General features: G+C 48.9%; 23 protein-coding genes. 20 read left to right on the forward strand and 3 right to left on the reverse strand.

Annotated features, from left to right (window positions below):
• Positions 1–309 precede the first annotated feature (309 nt).
• The 4 genes from AADB16_RS12445 (at position 310) to AADB16_RS12460 (ending at position 5837) form a co-directional block, all read left to right on the forward strand.
• On the forward strand, positions 310–2316 hold the full coding sequence (locus tag AADB16_RS12445; protein WP_410803743.1) for an ATP-dependent nuclease: 2007 nt from the start codon (positions 310–312) through the stop codon (positions 2314–2316).
• Positions 2313–4079: a UvrD-helicase domain-containing protein gene (locus AADB16_RS12450; RefSeq protein WP_410803744.1), complete on the forward strand. Its 1767-nt coding sequence runs from the start codon at positions 2313–2315 to the stop codon at positions 4077–4079. The genes AADB16_RS12445 and AADB16_RS12450 overlap by 4 nt, the downstream gene beginning before the upstream one ends.
• A 176-nt stretch (positions 4080–4255) precedes the next feature.
• Positions 4256–5233 (forward strand): hypothetical protein, encoded by a 978-nt coding sequence (locus AADB16_RS12455; RefSeq protein ID WP_410803746.1) that lies wholly within the window; start codon positions 4256–4258, stop codon positions 5231–5233.
• A complete protein-coding gene (locus AADB16_RS12460) occupies positions 5223–5837 on the forward strand; it encodes a hypothetical protein (protein WP_410803748.1) in 615 nt (204 codons plus the stop codon). Before AADB16_RS12455 ends, AADB16_RS12460 begins: the two co-directional genes overlap by 11 nt.
• 46 nt (positions 5838–5883) lie before the next feature.
• Here AADB16_RS12460 and ltrA read toward each other — a convergent pair whose 3' ends face one another.
• On the reverse strand, positions 5884–7218 hold the full coding sequence (gene ltrA / locus AADB16_RS12465) for a group II intron reverse transcriptase/maturase (protein ID WP_410803750.1): 1335 nt from the start codon (positions 7216–7218) through the stop codon (positions 5884–5886).
• A 537-nt stretch (positions 7219–7755) separates the two neighbouring features.
• Here ltrA and AADB16_RS12470 point away from each other — a divergent pair.
• The 3 genes from AADB16_RS12470 (at position 7756) to AADB16_RS12480 (ending at position 9416) form a co-directional block, all read left to right on the forward strand.
• A complete protein-coding gene (locus AADB16_RS12470; protein ID WP_410803752.1) occupies positions 7756–8241 on the forward strand; it encodes a GFA family protein in 486 nt (161 codons plus the stop codon).
• A gap of 103 nt (positions 8242–8344) precedes the next feature.
• Entirely contained in the window at positions 8345–8833 is a 489-nt protein-coding gene (locus tag AADB16_RS12475) for a hypothetical protein (protein WP_410803753.1), read from the forward strand.
• Between the two features lie 13 nt (positions 8834–8846).
• Positions 8847–9416 (forward strand): hypothetical protein, encoded by a 570-nt coding sequence (locus tag AADB16_RS12480; protein WP_410803755.1) that lies wholly within the window; start codon positions 8847–8849, stop codon positions 9414–9416.
• Between the two features lie 160 nt (positions 9417–9576).
• Here AADB16_RS12480 and AADB16_RS12485 read toward each other — a convergent pair whose 3' ends face one another.
• Positions 9577–10704, reverse strand: coding sequence for a zinc-binding dehydrogenase (locus tag AADB16_RS12485; RefSeq protein WP_410803757.1), 1128 nt, complete (start codon positions 10702–10704; stop codon positions 9577–9579).
• Positions 10705–10912: 208 nt separating this feature from the next.
• Here AADB16_RS12485 and AADB16_RS12490 point away from each other — a divergent pair, with 208 nt between their 5' ends.
• The 11 genes from AADB16_RS12490 (at position 10913) to AADB16_RS12540 (ending at position 17113) form a co-directional block, all read left to right on the forward strand.
• The gene (locus AADB16_RS12490) at positions 10913–11188 is read left to right on the forward strand and encodes a hypothetical protein (RefSeq protein WP_410803759.1); all 276 of its coding nucleotides are present in this window, start codon (positions 10913–10915) and stop codon (positions 11186–11188) included.
• A gap of 17 nt (positions 11189–11205) precedes the next feature.
• Positions 11206–11901: an aspartate/glutamate racemase family protein gene (locus tag AADB16_RS12495; RefSeq protein WP_410803761.1), complete on the forward strand. Its 696-nt coding sequence runs from the start codon at positions 11206–11208 to the stop codon at positions 11899–11901.
• A gap of 72 nt (positions 11902–11973) precedes the next feature.
• Positions 11974–12306: a YnfA family protein gene (locus AADB16_RS12500; RefSeq protein ID WP_410803762.1), complete on the forward strand. Its 333-nt coding sequence runs from the start codon at positions 11974–11976 to the stop codon at positions 12304–12306.
• A gap of 127 nt (positions 12307–12433) precedes the next feature.
• Entirely contained in the window at positions 12434–12871 is a 438-nt protein-coding gene (locus AADB16_RS12505) for a thiol-disulfide oxidoreductase DCC family protein (RefSeq protein ID WP_410803763.1), read from the forward strand.
• A complete protein-coding gene (locus AADB16_RS12510; protein WP_410803765.1) occupies positions 12864–13250 on the forward strand; it encodes a DoxX-like family protein in 387 nt (128 codons plus the stop codon). Before AADB16_RS12505 ends, AADB16_RS12510 begins: the two co-directional genes overlap by 8 nt.
• 98 nt (positions 13251–13348) lie before the next feature.
• A complete protein-coding gene (locus tag AADB16_RS12515) occupies positions 13349–14434 on the forward strand; it encodes a glutathione S-transferase family protein (protein WP_410803767.1) in 1086 nt (361 codons plus the stop codon).
• Between the two features lie 39 nt (positions 14435–14473).
• On the forward strand, positions 14474–14890 hold the full coding sequence (locus tag AADB16_RS12520; RefSeq protein ID WP_410803769.1) for a hypothetical protein: 417 nt from the start codon (positions 14474–14476) through the stop codon (positions 14888–14890).
• Between the two features lie 61 nt (positions 14891–14951).
• On the forward strand, positions 14952–15131 hold the full coding sequence (locus tag AADB16_RS12525) for a hypothetical protein (protein WP_410803771.1): 180 nt from the start codon (positions 14952–14954) through the stop codon (positions 15129–15131).
• A 91-nt stretch (positions 15132–15222) separates the two neighbouring features.
• Positions 15223–15471 carry a DUF3297 family protein gene (locus AADB16_RS12530; protein WP_298446875.1) on the forward strand — a complete coding sequence of 83 codons (249 nt, stop codon included), beginning with the start codon at positions 15223–15225 and terminating at the stop codon, positions 15469–15471.
• Between the two features lie 26 nt (positions 15472–15497).
• On the forward strand, positions 15498–16469 hold the full coding sequence (gene cysK / locus AADB16_RS12535; RefSeq protein WP_309044309.1) for a cysteine synthase A: 972 nt from the start codon (positions 15498–15500) through the stop codon (positions 16467–16469).
• 149 nt (positions 16470–16618) lie between these two features.
• Positions 16619–17113 (forward strand): hypothetical protein, encoded by a 495-nt coding sequence (locus AADB16_RS12540; protein ID WP_410803773.1) that lies wholly within the window; start codon positions 16619–16621, stop codon positions 17111–17113.
• A 72-nt stretch (positions 17114–17185) separates the two neighbouring features.
• On the opposite strand, the gene AADB16_RS12545 is transcribed toward AADB16_RS12540, so the two are convergent.
• Positions 17186–17509 carry a hypothetical protein gene (locus AADB16_RS12545; protein ID WP_298446872.1) on the reverse strand — a complete coding sequence of 108 codons (324 nt, stop codon included), beginning with the start codon at positions 17507–17509 and terminating at the stop codon, positions 17186–17188.
• 162 nt (positions 17510–17671) lie between these two features.
• On the opposite strand from AADB16_RS12545, the gene AADB16_RS12550 reads away from it, so the two are divergent.
• Positions 17672–18460: a DUF1206 domain-containing protein gene (locus AADB16_RS12550; RefSeq protein ID WP_309044307.1), complete on the forward strand. Its 789-nt coding sequence runs from the start codon at positions 17672–17674 to the stop codon at positions 18458–18460.
• Between the two features lie 167 nt (positions 18461–18627).
• On the forward strand, positions 18628–19620 hold the full coding sequence (gene phnD / locus AADB16_RS12555; RefSeq protein ID WP_410803776.1) for a phosphate/phosphite/phosphonate ABC transporter substrate-binding protein: 993 nt from the start codon (positions 18628–18630) through the stop codon (positions 19618–19620).
• Positions 19621–19622: the final 2 nt, after the last annotated feature.

A 19622-nucleotide genomic window follows, 5' to 3' on the forward strand; every position in this document is an offset into this window, starting at 1 on the left:
CGAATGCCTCGGGCCTTTTTTTATGGCCAGCATCAACGAAAGCACGTATTCGTGTGACAGCTTCGTTATTGCGCGGTGATATTACGGAATTTGACAATCCCGGACTGGTAACCGCCTGGTTTTGGGCTAGTTTATTGGTTTGGTTGCTGAAGAAAGGCGTAATAACGACGCGGACTATTGCGGACGTCAAAGGTGTTTAATAACGAATAGTGCAGTCTAATTGCTGTTATGTCTATAGCGAAGTGCAACGAAAATATTAGTTTTAATTGTTGACAGGTTTGTCTATTTGCATCCTAGCAAGGAAGAACAATGAAAATAAAAAGTGCCCGCATCAAAAATTATCGCTTGTTGAAAGACGTATGTCTGAGCCTAGATGACAGAACGACACTGATTGTCGGGCGAAACAATACCGGTAAGACTTCGCTTGCTGAAATATTCCGCAGCTTCCTAAGTTCAACGGGGCCGAAAGTTCGTTATGAGGATTTTAATCAGTCTTGTTTGGCGGAGTTTGAAAAAGCCCTAAAGGCTTTCAAGGAAGGCAAAGAAGATGAGGCCGTTCGTCTCTTGATGCCAGCGATTGAGCTACAGCTACTTATCCACTATAAAGACGATGAGAACGATTTTGGAGCCTTGGGTGATTTCATTATTGATCTCGACGACACATTGTTTGAAACCTGTGTATTGGTTTCTTACCAGTTAAAAGACGGAAAAATTAAGGACTTCTTTCAGGCACTGGATGCAGCTAACCGTAAAAAATATTTTGCTGATCTTAAAGTTTTGATCAACCAGCATTATGAGCCCGTGATATATGCGATCGAACCGACCAATTTGAATAATAAAGTCAGGCTCGAATTCTCTTCCTTTAAACGGTTGATATTGTCAGGATTGATTAATGCTCAGCGCGGCCTCGATGATGAAACACACAGTGAGCGCGATGTGCTGGGTAAATCACTAGGAAACATTTTTAAAAGCGCGAACAGTGCCGGTGCGCCTGAAGCATTTAAGGCCAAGTCCGATGAAGTCAATACAGTAGTAGAAGCGCTCCAAGAGAAAGTCGATACGGATTTTCAGGAGAAAGTAAAAGCGCTTTTGCCAACGCTTAACATCTTTGGGTATCCCGGGCTGCAAGATCCAAATTTAAGTGCTGCTACTGAGCTAAATGTAAAATCATTGCTGGAGAGCAATACCAGGGTATTCTATGAAGGCGATGATCATTTTACTCTGCCAGAAACCTACAATGGTTTGGGTATTCGTAATTTGATTTTTATTCTCTTTCGAATCTATGAATACTTTAGAGAGTTCCAGTCGCAGCCTACCCCACCGAAAGGTCATTTAATTTTTATCGAAGAGCCCGAAGCCCATCTGCATCCGCAAATGCAGGAAGTTTTCATTCGGCAGCTTGAGGAAATAGTCAGTGAGTTCCAAAAGCAGCTTAATGATGGGAATATTTGGCCAGTGCAGTTTGTGGTCAGCACGCATTCCTCACATATAGCCAACGAAGCAGATTTTAGCAAAGTCCGTTATTTCTTATCCAAGGAAGGAAAAGAAACCAAGGTGAAAGACTTGGGCGAAGCATTTGGTAGTGATGAGGTAAAGGCAGACAAAGAGTTTTTGCATAAGTATTTAACGCTGACCAAGTGCGACCTCTATTTTGCAGATAGAGCAATTCTAATCGAAGGGGCCACGGAAAGAATTCTACTGCCTGAGATGATTAAAAAAGTGGACGAGGCGAAGCAGTGTGGTTTACGCAGAAAGTATATGTCTGTAGTCGAGGTGGGTGGCGCCTATGCTCATCATTTTTATAAGTTCATCGACTTTCTTGAGCTAAAGACCCTGTTCATTACTGATTTAGATTCAGTAAAGAAGACCAAAGGTGAGAAGAAAACAACATATCCTGCTTCCATGGTAAGTGATGGTTCACATTCAAGTAACGTAGGCCTGTCTAACTGGTTTGGGATGGACGGGTATTCTGAATTGAAGGATATACGTTTAAAAGACGATAGCACCAAAATTTCTGGATGTCGTCGATTAGCGTTTCAGGTGGATGAAGGTGAAAGTGGTCTGTGTGGCCGAAGCTTTGAGGATGCGTTTATTCTGGCGAATACAAGCCTTTTTGAATTAAAGGATGAAAAGGGGTTGGTGCTGGAAAATGCTGTGTTCGAAAGGGCTAAAAAAATTGGGAGTAAAAGTAAAGCCAACTTTGCTATTGAATATGCTATTGAAAAGACAGATTGGGGTGTTCCTAAGTATATTTGCGAAGGACTCGAATGGCTGGATAAAGACGTTGCGGTTAAGGCTGAGGAGGCTCAGCCATGACCAACACAAACCCTGCCGAACAGGCTTCTATCGAGGCGTTGGAGCAGCTCAGGAGCTGTATTGATAAAGGTCTGTGTTTTCGTTTAGAAGCAGGTGCGGGCGCAGGTAAAACCTATTCCTTGATCGAGTCAATTAGGTATTTGATATCGAATCGCGCAGTTGAGTTGCTAGGTAATCGGCAGCAGATAGCATGTATTACATACACAAACGTAGCAAAGGATGAAATAAAGGATAGAACGGATCATCACCCAGTTATTTTTGCCGATACAATTCACGCGTTCTGCTGGAGCATACTGCAACACTACCAGGTTAAGCTACGAGAGCATCTTCCAGAACTTGGTGAAAAATGGAAAAATCGAATAGATGAGTCGGTAGGTGTTACCAACCAGAAGGTTAAGTACGAGTTAGGATTCCCCGCTGTCAATGAGCACGAAATTACCTTACATCATGACGACGTAGTCGCGTTGATGGCGCGCATGCTTATGTATCCAAAGTTTCAGAAGCTACTTAAAAGCAAGTTCCCTATAGTTTTAATCGATGAGTATCAGGATACCAATAACAAGCTGGCTGATAGCATTGTCACTAATCTTATCGATAACGACTCCGGCGTAATGGTTGGCCTTTTCGGCGATCACTGGCAGAAAATCTACGGCGCTTCAGCTTGCGGCTTGATTTCGAGCGAAAAAGGAAAAATCGTAGAGATCGGTAAGAAAGCAAACTTCCGGTCGGATCGAAATATAGTTCAATGTTTGAACAGAATGCGCCCAGATCTTCCCCAAGCAGAATCAGACCCTAACTCAAATGGAGTGATAAAAGTTTTCCATTCCAATAATTGGGCGGGTGTCCGGAGAGATGGTAAAGGCGGCGGCCACTGGAAGGATGATCTTCCAGAATGCAATGTGAAGGAATATATCGAAAAAACGAAAGAATTGATGTGCGTAGATGAATGGGATATGTCTCCCGAGAAAACTAAAATCTTGTTTTTAACCAACAATCTTATAGCTAGTGAGCAAAACTTTAAGAATCTTACTGATTGCTTTCGATATACAGATGACTATCTCAAAAAAAATGACAAATATGTCCAGTTTTTTCTTGAGGTGATAGAGTCAACAGTATTTGCCTATGAGAAGCAGCAATATGGTGAATTGTTGCAAATTAAAAAGAAAAACCATCCTCAATTGAAGTGTCAGGCCGATAAAACAGAATGGCTGAATATTCTTGATAGGGTAATGCACGCAAGAAAAAATTCTAGCGTTGGCGATATGCTGGATCTTTTGATGGAAACCAAAATACCTAGAATTTCATCAAAAATTGAAGAATCAGAAAAGCGATATAAGCAACTGACATCAAAACCGATTGACGAGCTGGATGAGTATGAAGCGAAGTTTGTGAAAAAGCTTAGCAAGTTGCGCTCCGTAGATTATCTTGAGGTTGCTAACTTGGGTGAGTACATCGATGAAAAGACGCCTTTCTCGACGAAGCACGGCGTGAAAGGAGCGCAATTTGATAATGTTCTTGTCGTTTGTGGTCGCGGATGGAATCAATACAACTGGAATCAGATGTTGGAGTGGATGGACGGTAGCTGTCCCGAAGATAAACAAGATACATTTGAGCGAAATCGAAACTTGTTCTACGTGAGCTGCTCGAGAGCCAAACACAATCTCACTTTGCTGTTTACGCAAGAGTTATCCGAAAAGTCAATTACGGTACTTGATCGGATATTTGCCAAGGATAATGTATTAGGTAGCCCACTTGATGCTTAGGCTCTGCTTGTATTTAATCTGTGTGATGAAAGGACATAACAATACGTGTCAGTCGGACAGTTTGTTCCGTGGCTCTTTTTGTGCTGGCCGCTACGCTAGCACAAACCGCCACTACACAAACTGCCGCTGCACTCAGCGTTAAGAACACATCGGATCTGAAGCATGGAAGATGAATTGTGAGTGATTTCGTGAATGCATTTATAAGAATAGTTGATTTGTTTCTAAATCCTAAAAAGAATGGCTTCCCTGTCCTCGTTGCATTGATAGGTCTTACGATCGCTTTTTTTGGATATAATCTTTTCATATCCGGAATTCAGGAGGGTGGCGCGGCGCTTTCTATCGCATATGGCGATAATCATGAATTCAATTTGGGTAAAGGTGGTCCTGGCCTTATCTTTTGCTTTTTTGGCATGGGCTTGATTGTTTATTCAATCCGTAATTACTCGAAAATCCGGGTTTCTCCTGATGCGTCAAGCACCGAAGATATTGATGGCTTACAAGAGATACATCCCAAAAATATAACTAAAGAGTTTGACGTCCTACTATCCAATGCCGGTCGGTGGAGGTATAAGGGAAATTTTGGTAGATATATGAGAGGAAAAGTTCTGCCAACTTTAGCGTCAAAAGCTAATTTTCATATCAGCGTGTGTATTATAGATCCGAATAATCGAGAGCTTTGCGAAGAGCATGCTCGCTATCGAAACAGTATTAATTCGATTGACAAGGGCAAGAAATATGATCTGAATAGCGTTGCCCTCGAAGTGGTTGTGACGATTATTATATGTGCTTGGTACGTTACCAATAAAAACATAGCAATAGACTTACATCTTACCTCCGTCTTCGATCCGGTTCGGATTGATGCAAACGATGATGCAATGATCATTACAGTTGAGGATAGAAGGAGCCCGGCCTTAAAAATCACAAATGGTCACTTTATGTTTGAGCACTTTGATCTGCAAATGCAATTCTCCAGACAGCAAGCAAAGAGAGTTACGCTTACTGGTTTAAAAGAATCGGATACTGTAGCTTCAATAGAAGAAATAGATATAGATAGTTTTCTTGAAAGTATTGGCATGAAAGAGCTTTGCAGGACATTGGGGCCAGCCAATATTCTTAACGCATGCAGAAATGTACGGAACCCTTATGAAAATTGAGGCGAAAAACTATTTAGGTTTTCTATATGAAAATATAAATGAGCTTCGATGCAAGGCTGTGCCGTTATGGCATCCTCTAGGTTTTGTTTCTTGCATAATAAAAGAAACTCAAAATTATACTTTGAGGGTTCATTTCTGGCCTAAGGGAGAGCGAAGAGTCAAGAATCCAGATTGGCCAATACATACACATTCGTACTTTCTATCAAGTTTTGTTTTGCGAGGTAGCGTTCGCGACATCCGCTATAAAACAATTGACGGCGGGCAAGATGTAATATATTCAGTCAGGTATTTTAAAGGCGGGTCAGAAATAACTCAGACAGAAAAAGAAATCGGTGTAGTGCCAATAGTTGACGAGCTAAGACATTCGGGCGATAGCTACGAGGTTGGTTTAGATGTATTTCACCAAAGTGTTGTCGAAAAACAGAGTAGTGCCGTAACGCTGGTAGCATTATCGCAATTTGTCGATTCGCCCCCACTTGTCCTTGGGAGTAGCGCGAAAGTAAAATACCCTTACGATCGAAAACCCTATGATAAGGATGTTTTCTGGGACCAAGTGTCCATGGCCGTTGCTGACGCTCTTAATCGGGTATCCGAGGGTATCTAACCCCCGGCCCCCACAACACCCTGCATGCGGGTCCGCACAGGGCGTTTCACCGGGAATGGTGAAGCCTGATCCATCCATCGCGAAGCGATACCAATCCTTCGGCTTTCAGGTAGTCGTTCGACAGAGCCTGTTGAATGCCCGGAGTTTTGGAGCTGCGCCATGGACCTTTACTGGTGATGCCACATGCCACGGCAGACTGCACATGCACACCCAGCCTCATCAGGTTTCTCACTTTGGTGCGCGGCTTACGCCACTGTCGCCAGTAAGCCATCCGGACGCGACGGCGGATCCAATGATCCAGATCGCAGCAGCGTTGGTAGCCAGTGGCAATGCCAAAGTAGTTGATCCAGCCACGGAGGTACTGGCTGACCTTGAAGAGCTGGTAGTGCATCGACACGCCCCAGTTCCGGTTCGTCAGTACCCGGATGCGCTGCTTGAACTTATGCAACGTGTCCGGGTGCCAATGGATCTGGGTTCCCTTGAAGGTAAAGCCCAGGAACTTGCTGTCATTGGTTCTGACTACGCGGCTCTTGGCCGTGTTGACCGTCAGTTTCAGACGATGTTCCAAGTAGTGGCTGATGCTGGCCAGCACCCGGTCGCCTGCGCGTCGGCTGTTCACCACAATGGTGAAGTCATCCGCATAACGGGCAAACCGATGGCCCCGTCGTTCCAGTTCTTTATCCAGCGGGTCAAGCATGATGTTAGCCAGCAGAGGTGACAATGGGCCACCCTGAGGTACACCTTCCCGACTCTCCAGATAGAGCTGGTTATCGATAATCCCAGCTCGCAGGTACCGGGCAATCAGGGCCAGCAGGCGCTTGTCCCGAACCTTGTGGCCCAGGTGCGTCATCAGCAGGTCATGATTAACCCGGTCGAAGAACTTCGACAGGTCCACATCCACGGCAAAGCGCTTCCTTTCCTTGAGAATGCTTTGCACTCGTCGCACCGCCTGGTGCGCGTTCCGGCCCGGACGGAAGCCGTAGCTGTCCGTTGAAAATCCCGGGCCGAACAGGGGCATCAGGATCTGGGCAATGGCTTGCTGAATCACCCGGTCTGTCACCGTCGGGATACCAAGCTGTCGCTTGCCACCGTCCGGCTTGTCGATCTCAACCCGCCTCACTGGCGCTGGTTGATAATCGCCCAAGCGAATCGACTGCTCGACCACGCTCCAGTGGCCGGCCTTTACCCAAGCGGGAAATTCATCGATGGTCATGCCATCGACCCCCGCCGCTCCCTTGTTGGCTCGAACCTGTTTCCAGGCTTGTTGTAGGTTAGCCCGTTGCAGTACGGCATCGAGTAGATCGTTGCTAAAGGCTGGCTTCATGGCCGTACGCTGAGCCACGTCACTGCCGGACGGCATTCGTGTGTTCAAGTCGGTCAAGGCTCCTCCTTTATTTCCGGTGTTAGGCCCTTCACCCTGTCCCGACCATTACGACGGGCGTTTGGCTACTATGGCCGCTGCTGACTTCTGCTCAATCACCGGTGGAGTTACCCCCATCGGCGCTATCGGTGTCCATCTCGTTCGCTCGCAACCGCCGATGGCAACGGCTGCGCCCAGGCTTGATCGACCAGTGGCCTGACTGGTAATTGACCGATCGCTCGTTGAGCAGACCTCCCCAGATAAAAGCATGCACTGTCACTGCACAACTGCATCATTTACGGTGGCCGTTAGATCACGCGGCTTCGCGGGAGGCCGCCCCGTCGGCTTGTGCCAACTCGCCTCCGGCCTACGCCTCATATGATGTTCTTGTTCATCAGCTCGCAGTTTTGCTAGCGGCTTCCTCCAGACCAACCCTCACGGGTTGGCCCTTGCCATTCGCTAGTGGTTAGCGTTCAATCGGCTAAAACCGGCTGAACGGTGATCTTCCCACAGGGGACTTTCACCCCATTAGTTCATGCCCATGCTGGGCGTACACAAATGCAGGCAAGGGACGCTCCTGACGTCGCGCCCCTGCTGCAAGCGCTATGTGTGTTTTATCCACAGGCCATGGAAGGGATTCTGATGACTGATCATTTCGGTTCTTGTCTGTGTGGCACCGTGAGCTTTGAGGTAAAAGGTGAGTTCGATAGCTTTTACCTGTGTCATTGCCAGCATTGCCAAAAAGATACGGGTTCGGCTCATGCGGCAAATCTATTCTCACAGTCAGCTAAATTGGTCTGGCGGTCGGGTGCAGATGCTGTGACTTCCTTTACGCTTCCAGGCACTCGTCATAGCAAAAGTTTTTGTGAGCTGTGTGGCTCAGCATTGCCGAACACACAGATCGCAGGTTTGCTCGTCGTTCCGGCTGGGTGTTTGGACACTGAAATCTCTATGTCGCCAACAGCGCACATCTTTTCATCCAGCAAAGCTGCTTGGGATGGGGAGTTTGGGGAAGTGCCAAAGTTCGAGGGGCTGCCAAATTGAGCTACCATCACATAACCAGTGGATGTTGGCGGACGCACCTACGCTGCGCTCCGGCGCACCTTAAAGCCAAGCGTAGAAATGACCAGCCATGAGGGGATCAGAAATGTCGCTGTCAGAACCTGAAGCAAAATTAAAAATGGTGGTATTAAATTCTAATGCTATGAGGATAGATAGAATTGATACGATCACACGACTTACGAACTCTGGTTTGCCGCAAGAAATTATCACTCGGATAGATGAGCTTTGGGAAAAAACAAAAATCATTGGCGGCCAAATTATACACATTGGCAAGATAACATTTGTTGAAATTTTGAAGTTTATTAATGAAAACCCTCATCTGGCGGTTGGCGTAGCGATTGGTGCAGCAATTGGGGCATTGCTAAGCATGATCCCCTTTTTAGGGCCGATATTAGCACCGCTCGCAGCGGCAATCTCAATACTAGTTGGTGGTATTTCAGGTTATCGACTTGATCAAGGAAAGAAGACAACTGATGGTGTGGTTGGGGTGACTCAAGAAATAATTTTGATTGCGAAGAAATTCTTTGAATTATTTGCAAATATTTTTAATGCATTGCGTATGCAATTTTCCTGACAGGTGGCAGGTCTTGAAAAACAATCAGACATTGACTGCAGAAGAATATATAAGAGCATTAGAGAAAATGAAAAAAAGTCCTAGAGATAGGATTGGAGTTCTTGGCGAATTAGGAGCTTCAGGATTGGGTGGCGTTGCAGGGGCTGGTCTCGCAGCTGCGGCGGCGAGTACCGCAGGTGCTGCTACGATTTTTGGCTCTTCAACCCTTGGTACTATTCTTGGAGGTGTTTTTGTCACCACAACGCCGATTGGTTGGGTTGTAGGTAGCGTTGCGGTTGGTGGAGCCGTTGGGTACGGAATTAGTAAGCTTGTAAGTAGTGGTGGTAAAAGTGATGCGATAAAGCAGATGAATATTCTCGAATTGCAGACAAGAATTAAAGTGCTTCAAAATCAATCCCAACATTTACATAAATCTAACGAAAAAATGAAAAAAGTAATCGAAGGTATTCAATTGCTTATTAAAAACAACAAAATTTCTCAAGATGAATCAACTGATTTATTAGCAGGTATTGAAAAAGGAAACATGACCATTGATTTTGTATTTAATACAATAAACGAAATACTCTCCAATAGTAAACATTAAACCTAATAAATCGCTGATACGATTTCCGCTACTTCCCTTCGGTCATTCGCTCCAAGTGGTCGGCTGAAGGCGAACGCTAAACAGCACAAAAAGAGCCCCAGGCCGCTGAAGTCATTCTGTCTCTAGCAGCCTGGATGGCCTCACGGCCACACACCAAACCTCAGCTCTGTGGTCTGATCAGGAACTTCTCGCCAGTAGCCTGTTTGCCGTAAACCGCCATCGCATCCAGCTGTAAAGCACCGGCCAGCGATACTTCGTGAGTGTAGTGGCTGGCGAACGTGGTTTTGATCTCTGCTGCTATGCGTTTGCGCATGGCGATGGCGGTTTCCTTGCTCAGTTTTCCTAATGCATTAAACAATAAAAAGCCGTTCACGCCCCAGGCAAAACCAAAGTTGCGGTTTAGCATGATGGGGCCGCGATCAAGCCCGCCGTAGATATAAACCTGTTTGTAGATATCAGATCCATACACGTTGTATTCAGTGATGTTGCGAGACACGGCGGCTTCCATGCAGGTGAGAATGTCACTGGCCAATTTACCGCCACCAATCGGGTCGAACGCGATGGTCGCGCCGGTTTCGATCAGTGCTTGGGTCAGGTCAGCCATAAAGCTGTCGCTACTGGAATTAACCACGTATTTTGCACCCAATTCCCGCAGCAATGTTTCCTGTTCTGGCTTACGGACAATATTCACCAGGTCGATGCCGTCGGCGATGCAGATGCGGTTGAGCATTTGTCCGAGGTTAGAGGCGGCAGCCGCGTGAACGATGGCTTTGTGACCTTCAGCGCGCATGGTTTCGACCATGGTTAGTGCCGTCAGCGGGTTCACAAAGCTTGAAGCGCCTTCGGCGGCAGTCGTACCCTGCTCCAGTTCCAGGCAGCTTTGCACCTTGGCACAGAGATATTGGCGGTAGCTACCACCGCCAATGAACGCAACGGTTTTGCCCATCAGGCTTTGCGCAGCGGCTGATGGGCCTGCAGCTACAACTGTACCGGCGCCTTCGTTGCCTACGGGTATAGCCTTGCCAACCCGCTTTTTAACGGCACCCATGAACTTGGCCGGGACATCGGCACGGATAACCGGGCGATCGGCGCTACCGGATTGGCTGGCAGTGGTCATATCGGCCGCGCTGAACATCACTCCCAGATCAGACGGGTTAATAGGGGCGGCTTCGATGCGGATGACTACTTCGTTTTCGCCGGGCTGGGGGATCTCGATCTCCCGCAGGGCAAGTTCCAGTGTGTTGTCTTCGCTAATGGTAGAAATAAGTTCGATGTTGGTGTCCGACATTTTTCTTCTCCTGAAAACGTTAGGCTGTCTGTCACTTCGCTGAACTGTTTGATCGTAGCGGTAAACTGAGGTCAGATTAGCACTTCACCAAGCATTAATGTTCAACTGCCCTCAATGGCACCGACAATGAGCTGAATGGGGCGTGCTTCTGCTTTATTATTACAGGCGGGTGCGGACGCTGATGTTATACACAAGGAAGTCATCTATCATGGCAAAAAATCGCGGCCAAAGTGGGCCGATTGAATCGAGGCTGATCAGTCTCTTCGCATCGCTGTTCTTCTCTATCCCAACCGCAGCGTTCGTTTGGCTCTGGGCAAACCTGGAGCTGGCCGTCTATTGGGATGGCTTTCTCAGTAGTAGCTACCTTGTCACCTGCATCATCCTATTTGCTGTGTTGGCTTTGCTGCTCCCGCAACTCTTTCCATCTATTCTCGGGACTGTTTGGCGCGCTATGGCCAAAGTTTGGGGCTGGTGGGGTTGGTAAACACGGTAAAGCATCCTATGAAAACAATAGGTCTAATTGGCGGAATGAGCTGGGAGTCAACGCAGAGTTACTACCGCCTGATCAACCAGAGAGTCAGAGATGAGCTCGGCGGGCTTCATTCGGCAAAACTTGTTCTATACAGCGTTGATTTTGCAGAGATTGAGGCCTTGCAACACCAAGGGGATTGGCAGGCAACAGGGGAAATACTGGGATCAGTCGCCCAGTCGGTTGAGTCGGCAGGCGCAGAGTTTTTGCTTCTCTGTACGAACACGATGCATAAAGTCGCTTCCCAAATTGAACGCTCAGTGAACATCCCCCTACTCCACATCGCAGATGCCACGGCCAACGTGCTCAAACAGGATGGGATAACCTGTGTAGGACTGCTGGGTACACGATTTACCATGGAGCAGACGTTTTACCTTGGGCGTCTTCAGGACCATGGTATCCAGGTTGTTGTGCCAGATGAGTCTCAAAGAGAGACTGTTCATTCGGTGATTTACAATGAGTTGTGCCAAGGGGTGATCAAGCCTGATTCAAAAGCCATGTATCTGGATGTTGTCGCATCATTGGCTGAACGCGGTGCGCAGGGCGTAATTTTGGGATGCACGGAGATAGGCCTTTTGATTCAGGGCTCGGATACAGAGGTCAAACTGTATGACACCACAGAAATACATGCCGAGCAGGCGGTTCAGTATGCCTTGGGGAGGATTTAACCAGAGGCTGCTGCAAGCGCACGTTATCGGGCCGTCGCTTATTCCAACGTTACTACCAAGGAGCGGGTTATTTTGTCTGAGTTGAAAACCGTTGGTCTATTCCTCGTCACCGCTCTAGCCGAGATTGTTGGCTGTTACCTGCCCTACCTATGGCTTCGGGAAGGTAAATCCATATGGCTCTTAGTGCCGGGGGCGTTGAGCCTTGCGGCATTTGCCTGGCTGCTGTCGTTGCACCCCACGGCTGCAGGCAGGGTTTATGCTGCCTATGGCGGCGTTTATATCTTCACGGCCATTCTCTGGCTATGGACAGTGGATGGCATTCGCCCAACTACCTGGGATCTGGTTGGCTCAGGGGTTGCCTTGGTAGGTATGGCTATAATTATGTTTGCTCCGCGCACGACATAACCAATGCATAGCGCCAGGGCGAAAGCTTCGTCGTCCCCAACGAGATGCGGCACCCGGTTGTTGCAGTCCGGGCTTTCAAGGCGGCTCATGTCATGCCAAAGAAAAACACCCATAACTCAACTTTACTATGAAAAATAAATCGCAATCTCATCCCAATATTGCTCCTGAGGACCGGGTGGTTTTGTTCGATGGTGTGTGTCGACTTTGCTCCGCGTGGGCTCGCTTCCTTATTAGATTCGATAAAAACCGTCGATTCAAATTAGCGACTGTTCAATCACCTGAAGGCCAGGCGATTCTTCAGTCGCATGGTTTCCCGACGGATTATTACGAAACCATGCTGCTTGCCGAGGGGCCGAATATTTATACCAAATCTACTGCCTTTTTCAGGGTGATGCGTGAACTGCCATGGCCGTGGCCGTTGACCTGTGTTGGTTGGGTTGTGCCATCAATGATTCGAGACTGGCTATACGACCGAATTGCATTAAACCGCTACAAGCTGTTCGGTCGCTACGATGCTTGTGTGATTCCCAACAAAGATCATGATTCAAGGTTCCTGGGTGAATAGTCCACTTTTAAGTTACGCAGTATGTCGGGGCACCATTGCTTTTATCTGGTTCTATCAAGGCTTGATTCCGAAATTGCTCTACCCCCATGAGGATGAGCTGGCAATGAGCATGGCGGCAGGGTTTTCACATTCTGGTGCAGTTCAGTTGGCCACTATCGCTGGGGTGTTAGAGATTGCCATGGCCGTTGTTATCTTGATATTTTGGCGACAGCGCTGGCCGCTGCTGCTTACATTAGCCGCAATGGTAGGCTTGCTGGCATTCGTAGTGCTGGTTCAGCCCTTACTTCTGTTTGGCGCGTTCAATCCAGTAACAACGAATGTTGCTGTCGCTGCGCTCTCAATCACCAGCTTGCACCTTCTGCGGGTGATTGAGCCATAGAGATGCCGTTGAGCAGGTTCGAAACATGATCGTAAAGGAGATCATTTAGCGAGTCGCATAATCAGCGTCGGCCAAAAACATAAAACAAAGAGAATAAGATGGCTAAAAAAGATCAGCTTTTGGGGTGGGATGTTTCTCCATACACCGCGAAGGTGCGGAGTTACTTTAACTACAAAAATATTCCCTACGACTACAAGCCACCCAACGCTCATACGCTTTTCAGAAAAGTGCAGCCTGCCGTTGGGAAAATAATAATGCCCACTGTGTTTCGGCTCGATGGCTCCGTGCTACAAGATTCAAGCCATATCATCGATGTTTATGAAACCGAAAACCGACTCAAACCGGTTTTCCCGGAAACGCCAAAACAAGCCCTTGCCAGCCTGTTGGTGGAGCTATTTGCTGATGAATGGTTGCCCATGGCCTCTCTTCACTACCGTTGGAACTACAAGGGTAACTTGAAGTTTATCATTGGCGAATTCGGCAAGAATGCACTCCCCTATTTCCCCGGTGTCCTACAACGCACTGTGGCTAAAAAATTCGCCGGAAAGATGTCAGGCTATTTGCCAATACTGGGCATCACGAAAAAAATGGAGCCCAGGTTAGAGGTCGCGGTTGAAAACATTCTGTCCCTGTTGGACGAGCACTTTAAGGCCTATGCATTTCTATTAGGCGGCCAGCCTACCATTGGAGACTTTGCACTATATGGCCAGCTATACGCCCACCTGCATCGTGACCCCGAACCGGTAGATCTAATTAAAAAATACGACCATTTGTATACTTGGCTAATCGCCATGCATGGATCGTTCGAGCAGCCTCTTGAGGACCTGCCCACAAATGATCAAATACCTGACACACTGATTCCAGTATTGCAGGCAATGTCATCACTGCAGGCCCCGTTGTTAGAACAAGCTATTCAGGGGGTGAAATCCTGGGCAGATGAAAACCCCGCTAAAGATAAGATACCCCAACGCCTTGGAGACGCCAGGTTAACGATTGAGGGAGAATCGGAGACGCGCTACAACGTGAGTTATCCTTATTGGATGGTGCAACGAATCAATCAAAATGTGGAGGCAGGCTCTTCAGAGCTTAAAGGGTTTATCCAAGAACTCGGGCTGGCTTCCGTATTTTCTGAACCCTTACCCGTGAAGGTAGAATTAAAGCGGGCCCGGCTCTATAAAAGCTAGAACACAAGGCTCAATGCATAATATAAGGGGTTGATAGGTATGATTTTCTTTAACGCCGCCCGTTGGCGGAGCGCTACCATTGTGGTGGCATTGTGCGGGTCGCTGGCAAGCTGCGCGGCTCTTTCTCCTGCACCGAATTTGACCACCGATGAAAAGAAAGCCCTCAGTGCCAACCTGAACGAGAAGTACAAGGCGTATCAGGATTGCATGGTCGGTGAATCCGATCGCTTCAGCCATATCAGCTCGGCTCCCCCTTCAGACATTGCCAAGGGCGCCCAAGCGGGCTGTGAGGCTGCTTTCAGGAATTATCATAAAGCCGTGACCAAACAGTTTACGGCCTTTGTATCAAGTGCGGGCCAAGCAGAAGCCCTAAGCCGCGCTGACCAGCATGCCAGCGATGCAAAAGATCGCACCTGGGGCCATGTTATCCAGCGGGTTCTGATCCAAAGACAATAAACCATCTATGAGGGGAGCACGCAGCACACTCAGTGGGCTGCTCCAGCTCCGAGGAAGAAATATGAATTTAAGGATTGTTGGCACCATTGGAACATTTCTTTTGGTGTTTCTGGGGTTATTGCACAAGGTTGGCGATTTTAACGCGCAGGAATTCTTCGTAATTCTAGCGCTCGCGTCTATAGCAGGCTCCATTGCCTGGTTTAAGCTCTTCAAGCCCGGCCCTCGGCGCGAAGGCAACTAAGTGCAGGGCGAATAACCCTGCGGCCGTTATTGAGCGCCCGATCTATATTGCCTAGAATGGCGCCCTTTCCTATTCAACGCGGATTACTATCATGAGCGAAACTACATCTTTGCCAGCACTGCCGGATCGTCTTTCAAGAAACCCCAACAGCCCGCACCATGTCGCTGAAGTTTTCGTGCACGACATTGCTATCAAGCTGAATGGAAAAGAGCGCACCAATGTTGAGGAATATTGCATCAGTGAAGGGTGGATAAAAATCGCCTCCCCCAAGGCACTAGACCGTCGTGGCCAACCGCTTATGATGACCATGAAAGGTAAGGTTGAAGCCTACTACGATTAAGCAACACGGTGCCAAGGAGACAGCCCATGCCCCGCATTTTTGAAGACAACTCTCAGTCCATTGGCAACACACCGCTGGTGAGACTTAACCGTGTGAATAATGGCGCGACTATCTGGGCCAAGATTGAAGGCCGTAACCCGGCCTACTCGGTGAAGTGCCGAATTGGCACGGCCATGGTGCTGGATGCCGAGAAACGGGGGGTGCTGAAGCCGGGCATGACCATTATAGAGCCGACCAGTGGCAACACGGGTATAGCCTTGGCCTTTGTGGCTGCGGCCAGAGGCTACAAAATCGTTCTTACCATGCCTTCTTCCATGAGCTTGGAGCGCCGCAAGGTGCTGAAGGCTCTGGGTGCTGACCTGCTGCTGACCGAGCCCGCCAAAGGCATGCCCGGCGCGATCGCCAAAGCGGAAGAACTGGCGGCGGCCGAGCCTGAGAAGTACTTTCTGCCTCAGCAATTCAACAACCCGGCCAATCCACAAATTCACGAAGATACCACCGGTCCTGAAATCTGGAACGACACCGATGGCGCCGTGGATATTTTTGTTTCGGGTGTGGGCACCGGCGGCACGCTCACGGGCGTCTCTCGCTACATCAAGAACACCCAGGGCAAGGCTATTACTACGGTAGCCGTTGAGCCTGCTGACTCTCCTATCATCACTCAGGTGCGTAATGGCGAAGCCCTCAAGCCGGCACCGCACAAAATCCAGGGCCTTGGTGCTGGCTTTGTGCCTGGAAACCTTGATTTGGACATGGTTGATCAGGTGGAAACGGTCACCAATGAAGACTCCATGGCCATGGCCCACCGGTTGATGCAGGAAGAAGGCATTCTGTGTGGCATTTCCTGTGGTGCGGCAGTGGTTGCCGCTGTCCGTGTTGGCCAGCAGCCTGAACACAAGGGCAAGAACATTGTGGTCATTCTGCCGGATTCTGCCGAGCGCTACCTTTCCAGCGCCCTCTTTGCTGAGCAGTTTGGCGATACGGAAAACGTGCAGTAAAAGGCACCCTGCCCCGTAAAACACTGCAAAATCCGCGGGTTCCGTGTTCCGGTTCCAATCGCTTTGGGCTAGGGTTAGCGCAACCCTAAACGGCTGGCTGCTACGCCGGCCTAGCCCAAGCGAAGATTAGTTCAATTTTTGGAGACACAATGAAAAAAATCCTTTTGGCCGCGTCTGTTTTGTTTACTTTGAGTGCCCGCGCAGACACTACAGTAATCGAGTCTCAGGCCGTCAAAAATGGTGTCGTAAAATGCGCTGCACCTCTGGCAGAGATGGGGGATTTCATTATTGGGGATAAGAGCCACGCGTCCCATTCAACATGGAACTCGAAAGACCCGGACAACCGTATCTATGCGTCCCTGTCGAGCAAGGGTTACTCCGATGGCGATTCCCATGTAACGGTGATTGCCGCGCCCACGTCATCAGGCAAGTGCGATACAACCTATATTGAAACCTTTGCCTTGGCCAAATCCTGCATGCTCACCCGAGAAGAGGTGTTTGGTGACTGGGCCTATGTAGGCACCATGAACGAGAAGACTCTAATTCTTAAAAATGACGACGACACAGTGAATATCTATCTCTCAGCTCAGGGTACGAACGACAATATCTGCCTCGTCTCCAAGAGAGAGGTTGTATACCAGTAAGTTCAAACTTCAATACTTACTGAACCTCGCCTTCTCGGTGCTCACTGAGAAGGCTGACTCCGGGAGTACTGCTCAACCAAAGTACTCCTGCATCCATTCAAACAACGTTTCCGCGCTCACATCCGCCATATCAACACTTTTGAACCCCTCGCCAACTTCTTCATCAATGGTAATAAACTGATAGAGAAGTTTGCCGGGCTGCTCGTCATGCAAAATAAGCGTAATGCGCCGACGCGTTCGCAGGCAATCGATGGTCATTGCATCTGCAGGAATGCCTGCATCGCGCATGCCGCGGCGCACTTCAACAACTGGGTTTATGTGCTCATGCGTGGATTGAATTCGTGCGTGTGCTTCACTGGCCATATCAGCCAGAGTTTTCAGGGGATCAACAGACATAATGATTATCTTGCAGTTGGTTGTGAGCGTTTTACGAGCATACCTGATGAGACTTTCCTCAACCACGCTGAACGCCAACGAGCCTGATAGGCTAGACTGCATATATCTGTAGCAAGGTTCGGGTGCACAACAGCCCGAGTTACGAGAGGAGCCGTCAAAACAATGCCCCCCGACGAATCCATCGCTTTTTTTGCTCGAGCTGGCTACGCCGCCCGCGGGATTGTGTATTTGCTGATCGGAGGCCTTGCCACTCTGTCGGCGCTCGGTAGAGGCGGCCAGACTACGGGAAGCCAAGGCGCGCTGGAAAGATTGTTGTCGGCACCTCTGGGCGAGATTCTTTTAGGCGCAATGGCCTTCGGCCTTGTTGGTTATGCATTATGGCGCTGCATACAAGCCATCGCAGACACCGACCGCCATGGAAAAAGCTTTAAAGGCATTATTATCAGGGCCAGCCTGCTCGTAAGTGCCGCAACGCACCTGCTACTCGCGTTCTTTGCCATTAATCTGATCTTTACCTTGGGTGGCAGCGGCGGTGGCAGTGGTTCTGACGGCACTGCCGGCTGGCTCATGAAGCAACCCTATGGCCAGTGGTTAGTGGGAGCTGTTGGGCTGATGATGATCGGCGCCGGAGTAGCGCACAGCGTTAAGGGCGCAAAGGCCAAATTTGAACGCCATTTTTGTATGCCACAGAGCACCCAGCGCTGGGCTTACCCCATCTGCCGATTTGGCCTGGTCGTTCGTGGCTTAGTGTTCATCGTTACGGGTACTTTTTTTATTATCGCGGCTTACCAGGTCAATCCGGACGAGGCCGGCGGTATAGCTGAAGTGTTCTCAACCTTCCGCAAGCAGCCTTTCGGCACGCCACTTATGGCGTTCATCGCCGTCGGGCTGTTCGCTTTCGGCATGTACAGCATGTTGGAGGCTTTCTATCGCCGTGTTGATCCACCATAGCCCGATCAACATTCATGCTTTTTCATCCTTGCCTAGTCAGTGTTTACTGCTATCATCATGTTCAATTGAACATCTAGTAATAATAAACCAATGGAGTCGGCCCTCCCAGATGTTCAATAAAACCGCATGGAACCCCATGCATGGACCGCTCCCGACGGAGAATCACAATGAATTTCCATAAAAAAAAGCTTCCCGGGGTACTGCCCTCTGCTGCCTTAGCGGCTTCCGTTTTGATGGCAAGTTTCAGCGGTCAGGCATTTGCCGACTGCGAGAGAGGCGCACTGGATACTCTGTATTGCGATGAAAATGGCGACATGGTTGCAGACTTGCCTGAGGACAAGTCCAAGTGGAACGATCCCAACACCCTGATTTTTGCCTACACCCCGGTTGAAGACCCCGCCATTTATTCCGATATTTGGCAGCCGTTCATCGATCACCTGTCGGAAGTAACTGGCCGTGATGTTCGCTTCTTTGCCGTTCAGTCCAACTCAGCTCAAGTAGAAGCTATGCGCAGCGGCCGTCTGCATATTGCTGGCTTCTCCACTGGCCCAACGCCTTTCGCGGTTAACCTGGCCGGTGCGGTTCCGTTTGCGCTGATGGGTTCAGAAACAGGTCAGTTTGGTTACACGCTGCAGGTGTTCACCCACGTTGATTCCGATATTCATGAGATGAAAGATCTGAAGGGCAAGCGTGTCGCTCACACTTCCCCAACGTCTAACTCGGGCAACCAGGCTCCACGGGCTCTGTTCCCTGAGATGGGTATCGTTCCTGGGGATGACTATGAGATTTCTTTCTCGGGTAGCCACGACCAGTCCATGCTTGGTGTCGTCGCAAAAGACTATGATGCCGCTCCGGTAGCATCAGAAGTTGTGGAGCGTATGGCGGCTCGCGGGCTGTATGACACAGACGACGTGCGTCTGGTTTGGGAATCAGATCGCTTCCCGACTACCTCGTACAACTATGCGCACAACCTGCACCCGGATCTGGTTGAGAAGATCCGCGAAGCGTTTTACACCTTCAAGTTTGCCGGCACTGAGCTCGGTGAGGAATTTGAAGGCGTCGAAACGTTCATTCCCATCAACTACAAAGATAACTGGAAGGTCATCCGCACCATCCAGGCCTCTAATGGCGTTCAGTACACCCGCGATAACCTTAAATAAGT

The sequence above is a fragment of the Marinobacter sp. KMM 10035 genome, assembly GCF_046537445.1.
GTDB lineage: Bacteria > Pseudomonadota > Gammaproteobacteria > Pseudomonadales > Oleiphilaceae > Marinobacter > Marinobacter sediminicola.

Coding starts and splice junctions, on each gene's coding strand:
- AADB16_RS12545 (WP_298446872.1), bottom strand. CDS start 17,509: ATGTCTGTTGATCCCCTGAAAACTCTGGCTGATATGGCCAGTGAAGCA.
- AADB16_RS12520 (WP_410803769.1), top strand. CDS start 14,474: ATGATTTTCTTTAACGCCGCCCGTTGGCGGAGCGCTACCATTGTGGTG.
- AADB16_RS12495 (WP_410803761.1), top strand. CDS start 11,206: ATGAAAACAATAGGTCTAATTGGCGGAATGAGCTGGGAGTCAACGCAG.
- AADB16_RS12530 (WP_298446875.1), top strand. CDS start 15,223: ATGAGCGAAACTACATCTTTGCCAGCACTGCCGGATCGTCTTTCAAGA.
- AADB16_RS12450 (WP_410803744.1), top strand. CDS start 2,313: ATGACCAACACAAACCCTGCCGAACAGGCTTCTATCGAGGCGTTGGAG.
- AADB16_RS12475 (WP_410803753.1), top strand. CDS start 8,345: ATGTCGCTGTCAGAACCTGAAGCAAAATTAAAAATGGTGGTATTAAAT.
- AADB16_RS12460 (WP_410803748.1), top strand. CDS start 5,223: ATGAAAATTGAGGCGAAAAACTATTTAGGTTTTCTATATGAAAATATA.
- AADB16_RS12550 (WP_309044307.1), top strand. CDS start 17,672: ATGCCCCCCGACGAATCCATCGCTTTTTTTGCTCGAGCTGGCTACGCC.
- AADB16_RS12490 (WP_410803759.1), top strand. CDS start 10,913: ATGGCAAAAAATCGCGGCCAAAGTGGGCCGATTGAATCGAGGCTGATC.
- phnD (WP_410803776.1), top strand. CDS start 18,628: ATGAATTTCCATAAAAAAAAGCTTCCCGGGGTACTGCCCTCTGCTGCC.
- AADB16_RS12540 (WP_410803773.1), top strand. CDS start 16,619: ATGAAAAAAATCCTTTTGGCCGCGTCTGTTTTGTTTACTTTGAGTGCC.
- cysK (WP_309044309.1), top strand. CDS start 15,498: ATGCCCCGCATTTTTGAAGACAACTCTCAGTCCATTGGCAACACACCG.
- AADB16_RS12525 (WP_410803771.1), top strand. CDS start 14,952: ATGAATTTAAGGATTGTTGGCACCATTGGAACATTTCTTTTGGTGTTT.
- AADB16_RS12445 (WP_410803743.1), top strand. CDS start 310: ATGAAAATAAAAAGTGCCCGCATCAAAAATTATCGCTTGTTGAAAGAC.
- AADB16_RS12485 (WP_410803757.1), bottom strand. CDS start 10,704: ATGTCGGACACCAACATCGAACTTATTTCTACCATTAGCGAAGACAAC.
- AADB16_RS12470 (WP_410803752.1), top strand. CDS start 7,756: ATGCAGGCAAGGGACGCTCCTGACGTCGCGCCCCTGCTGCAAGCGCTA.
- AADB16_RS12505 (WP_410803763.1), top strand. CDS start 12,434: ATGAAAAATAAATCGCAATCTCATCCCAATATTGCTCCTGAGGACCGG.
- AADB16_RS12515 (WP_410803767.1), top strand. CDS start 13,349: ATGGCTAAAAAAGATCAGCTTTTGGGGTGGGATGTTTCTCCATACACC.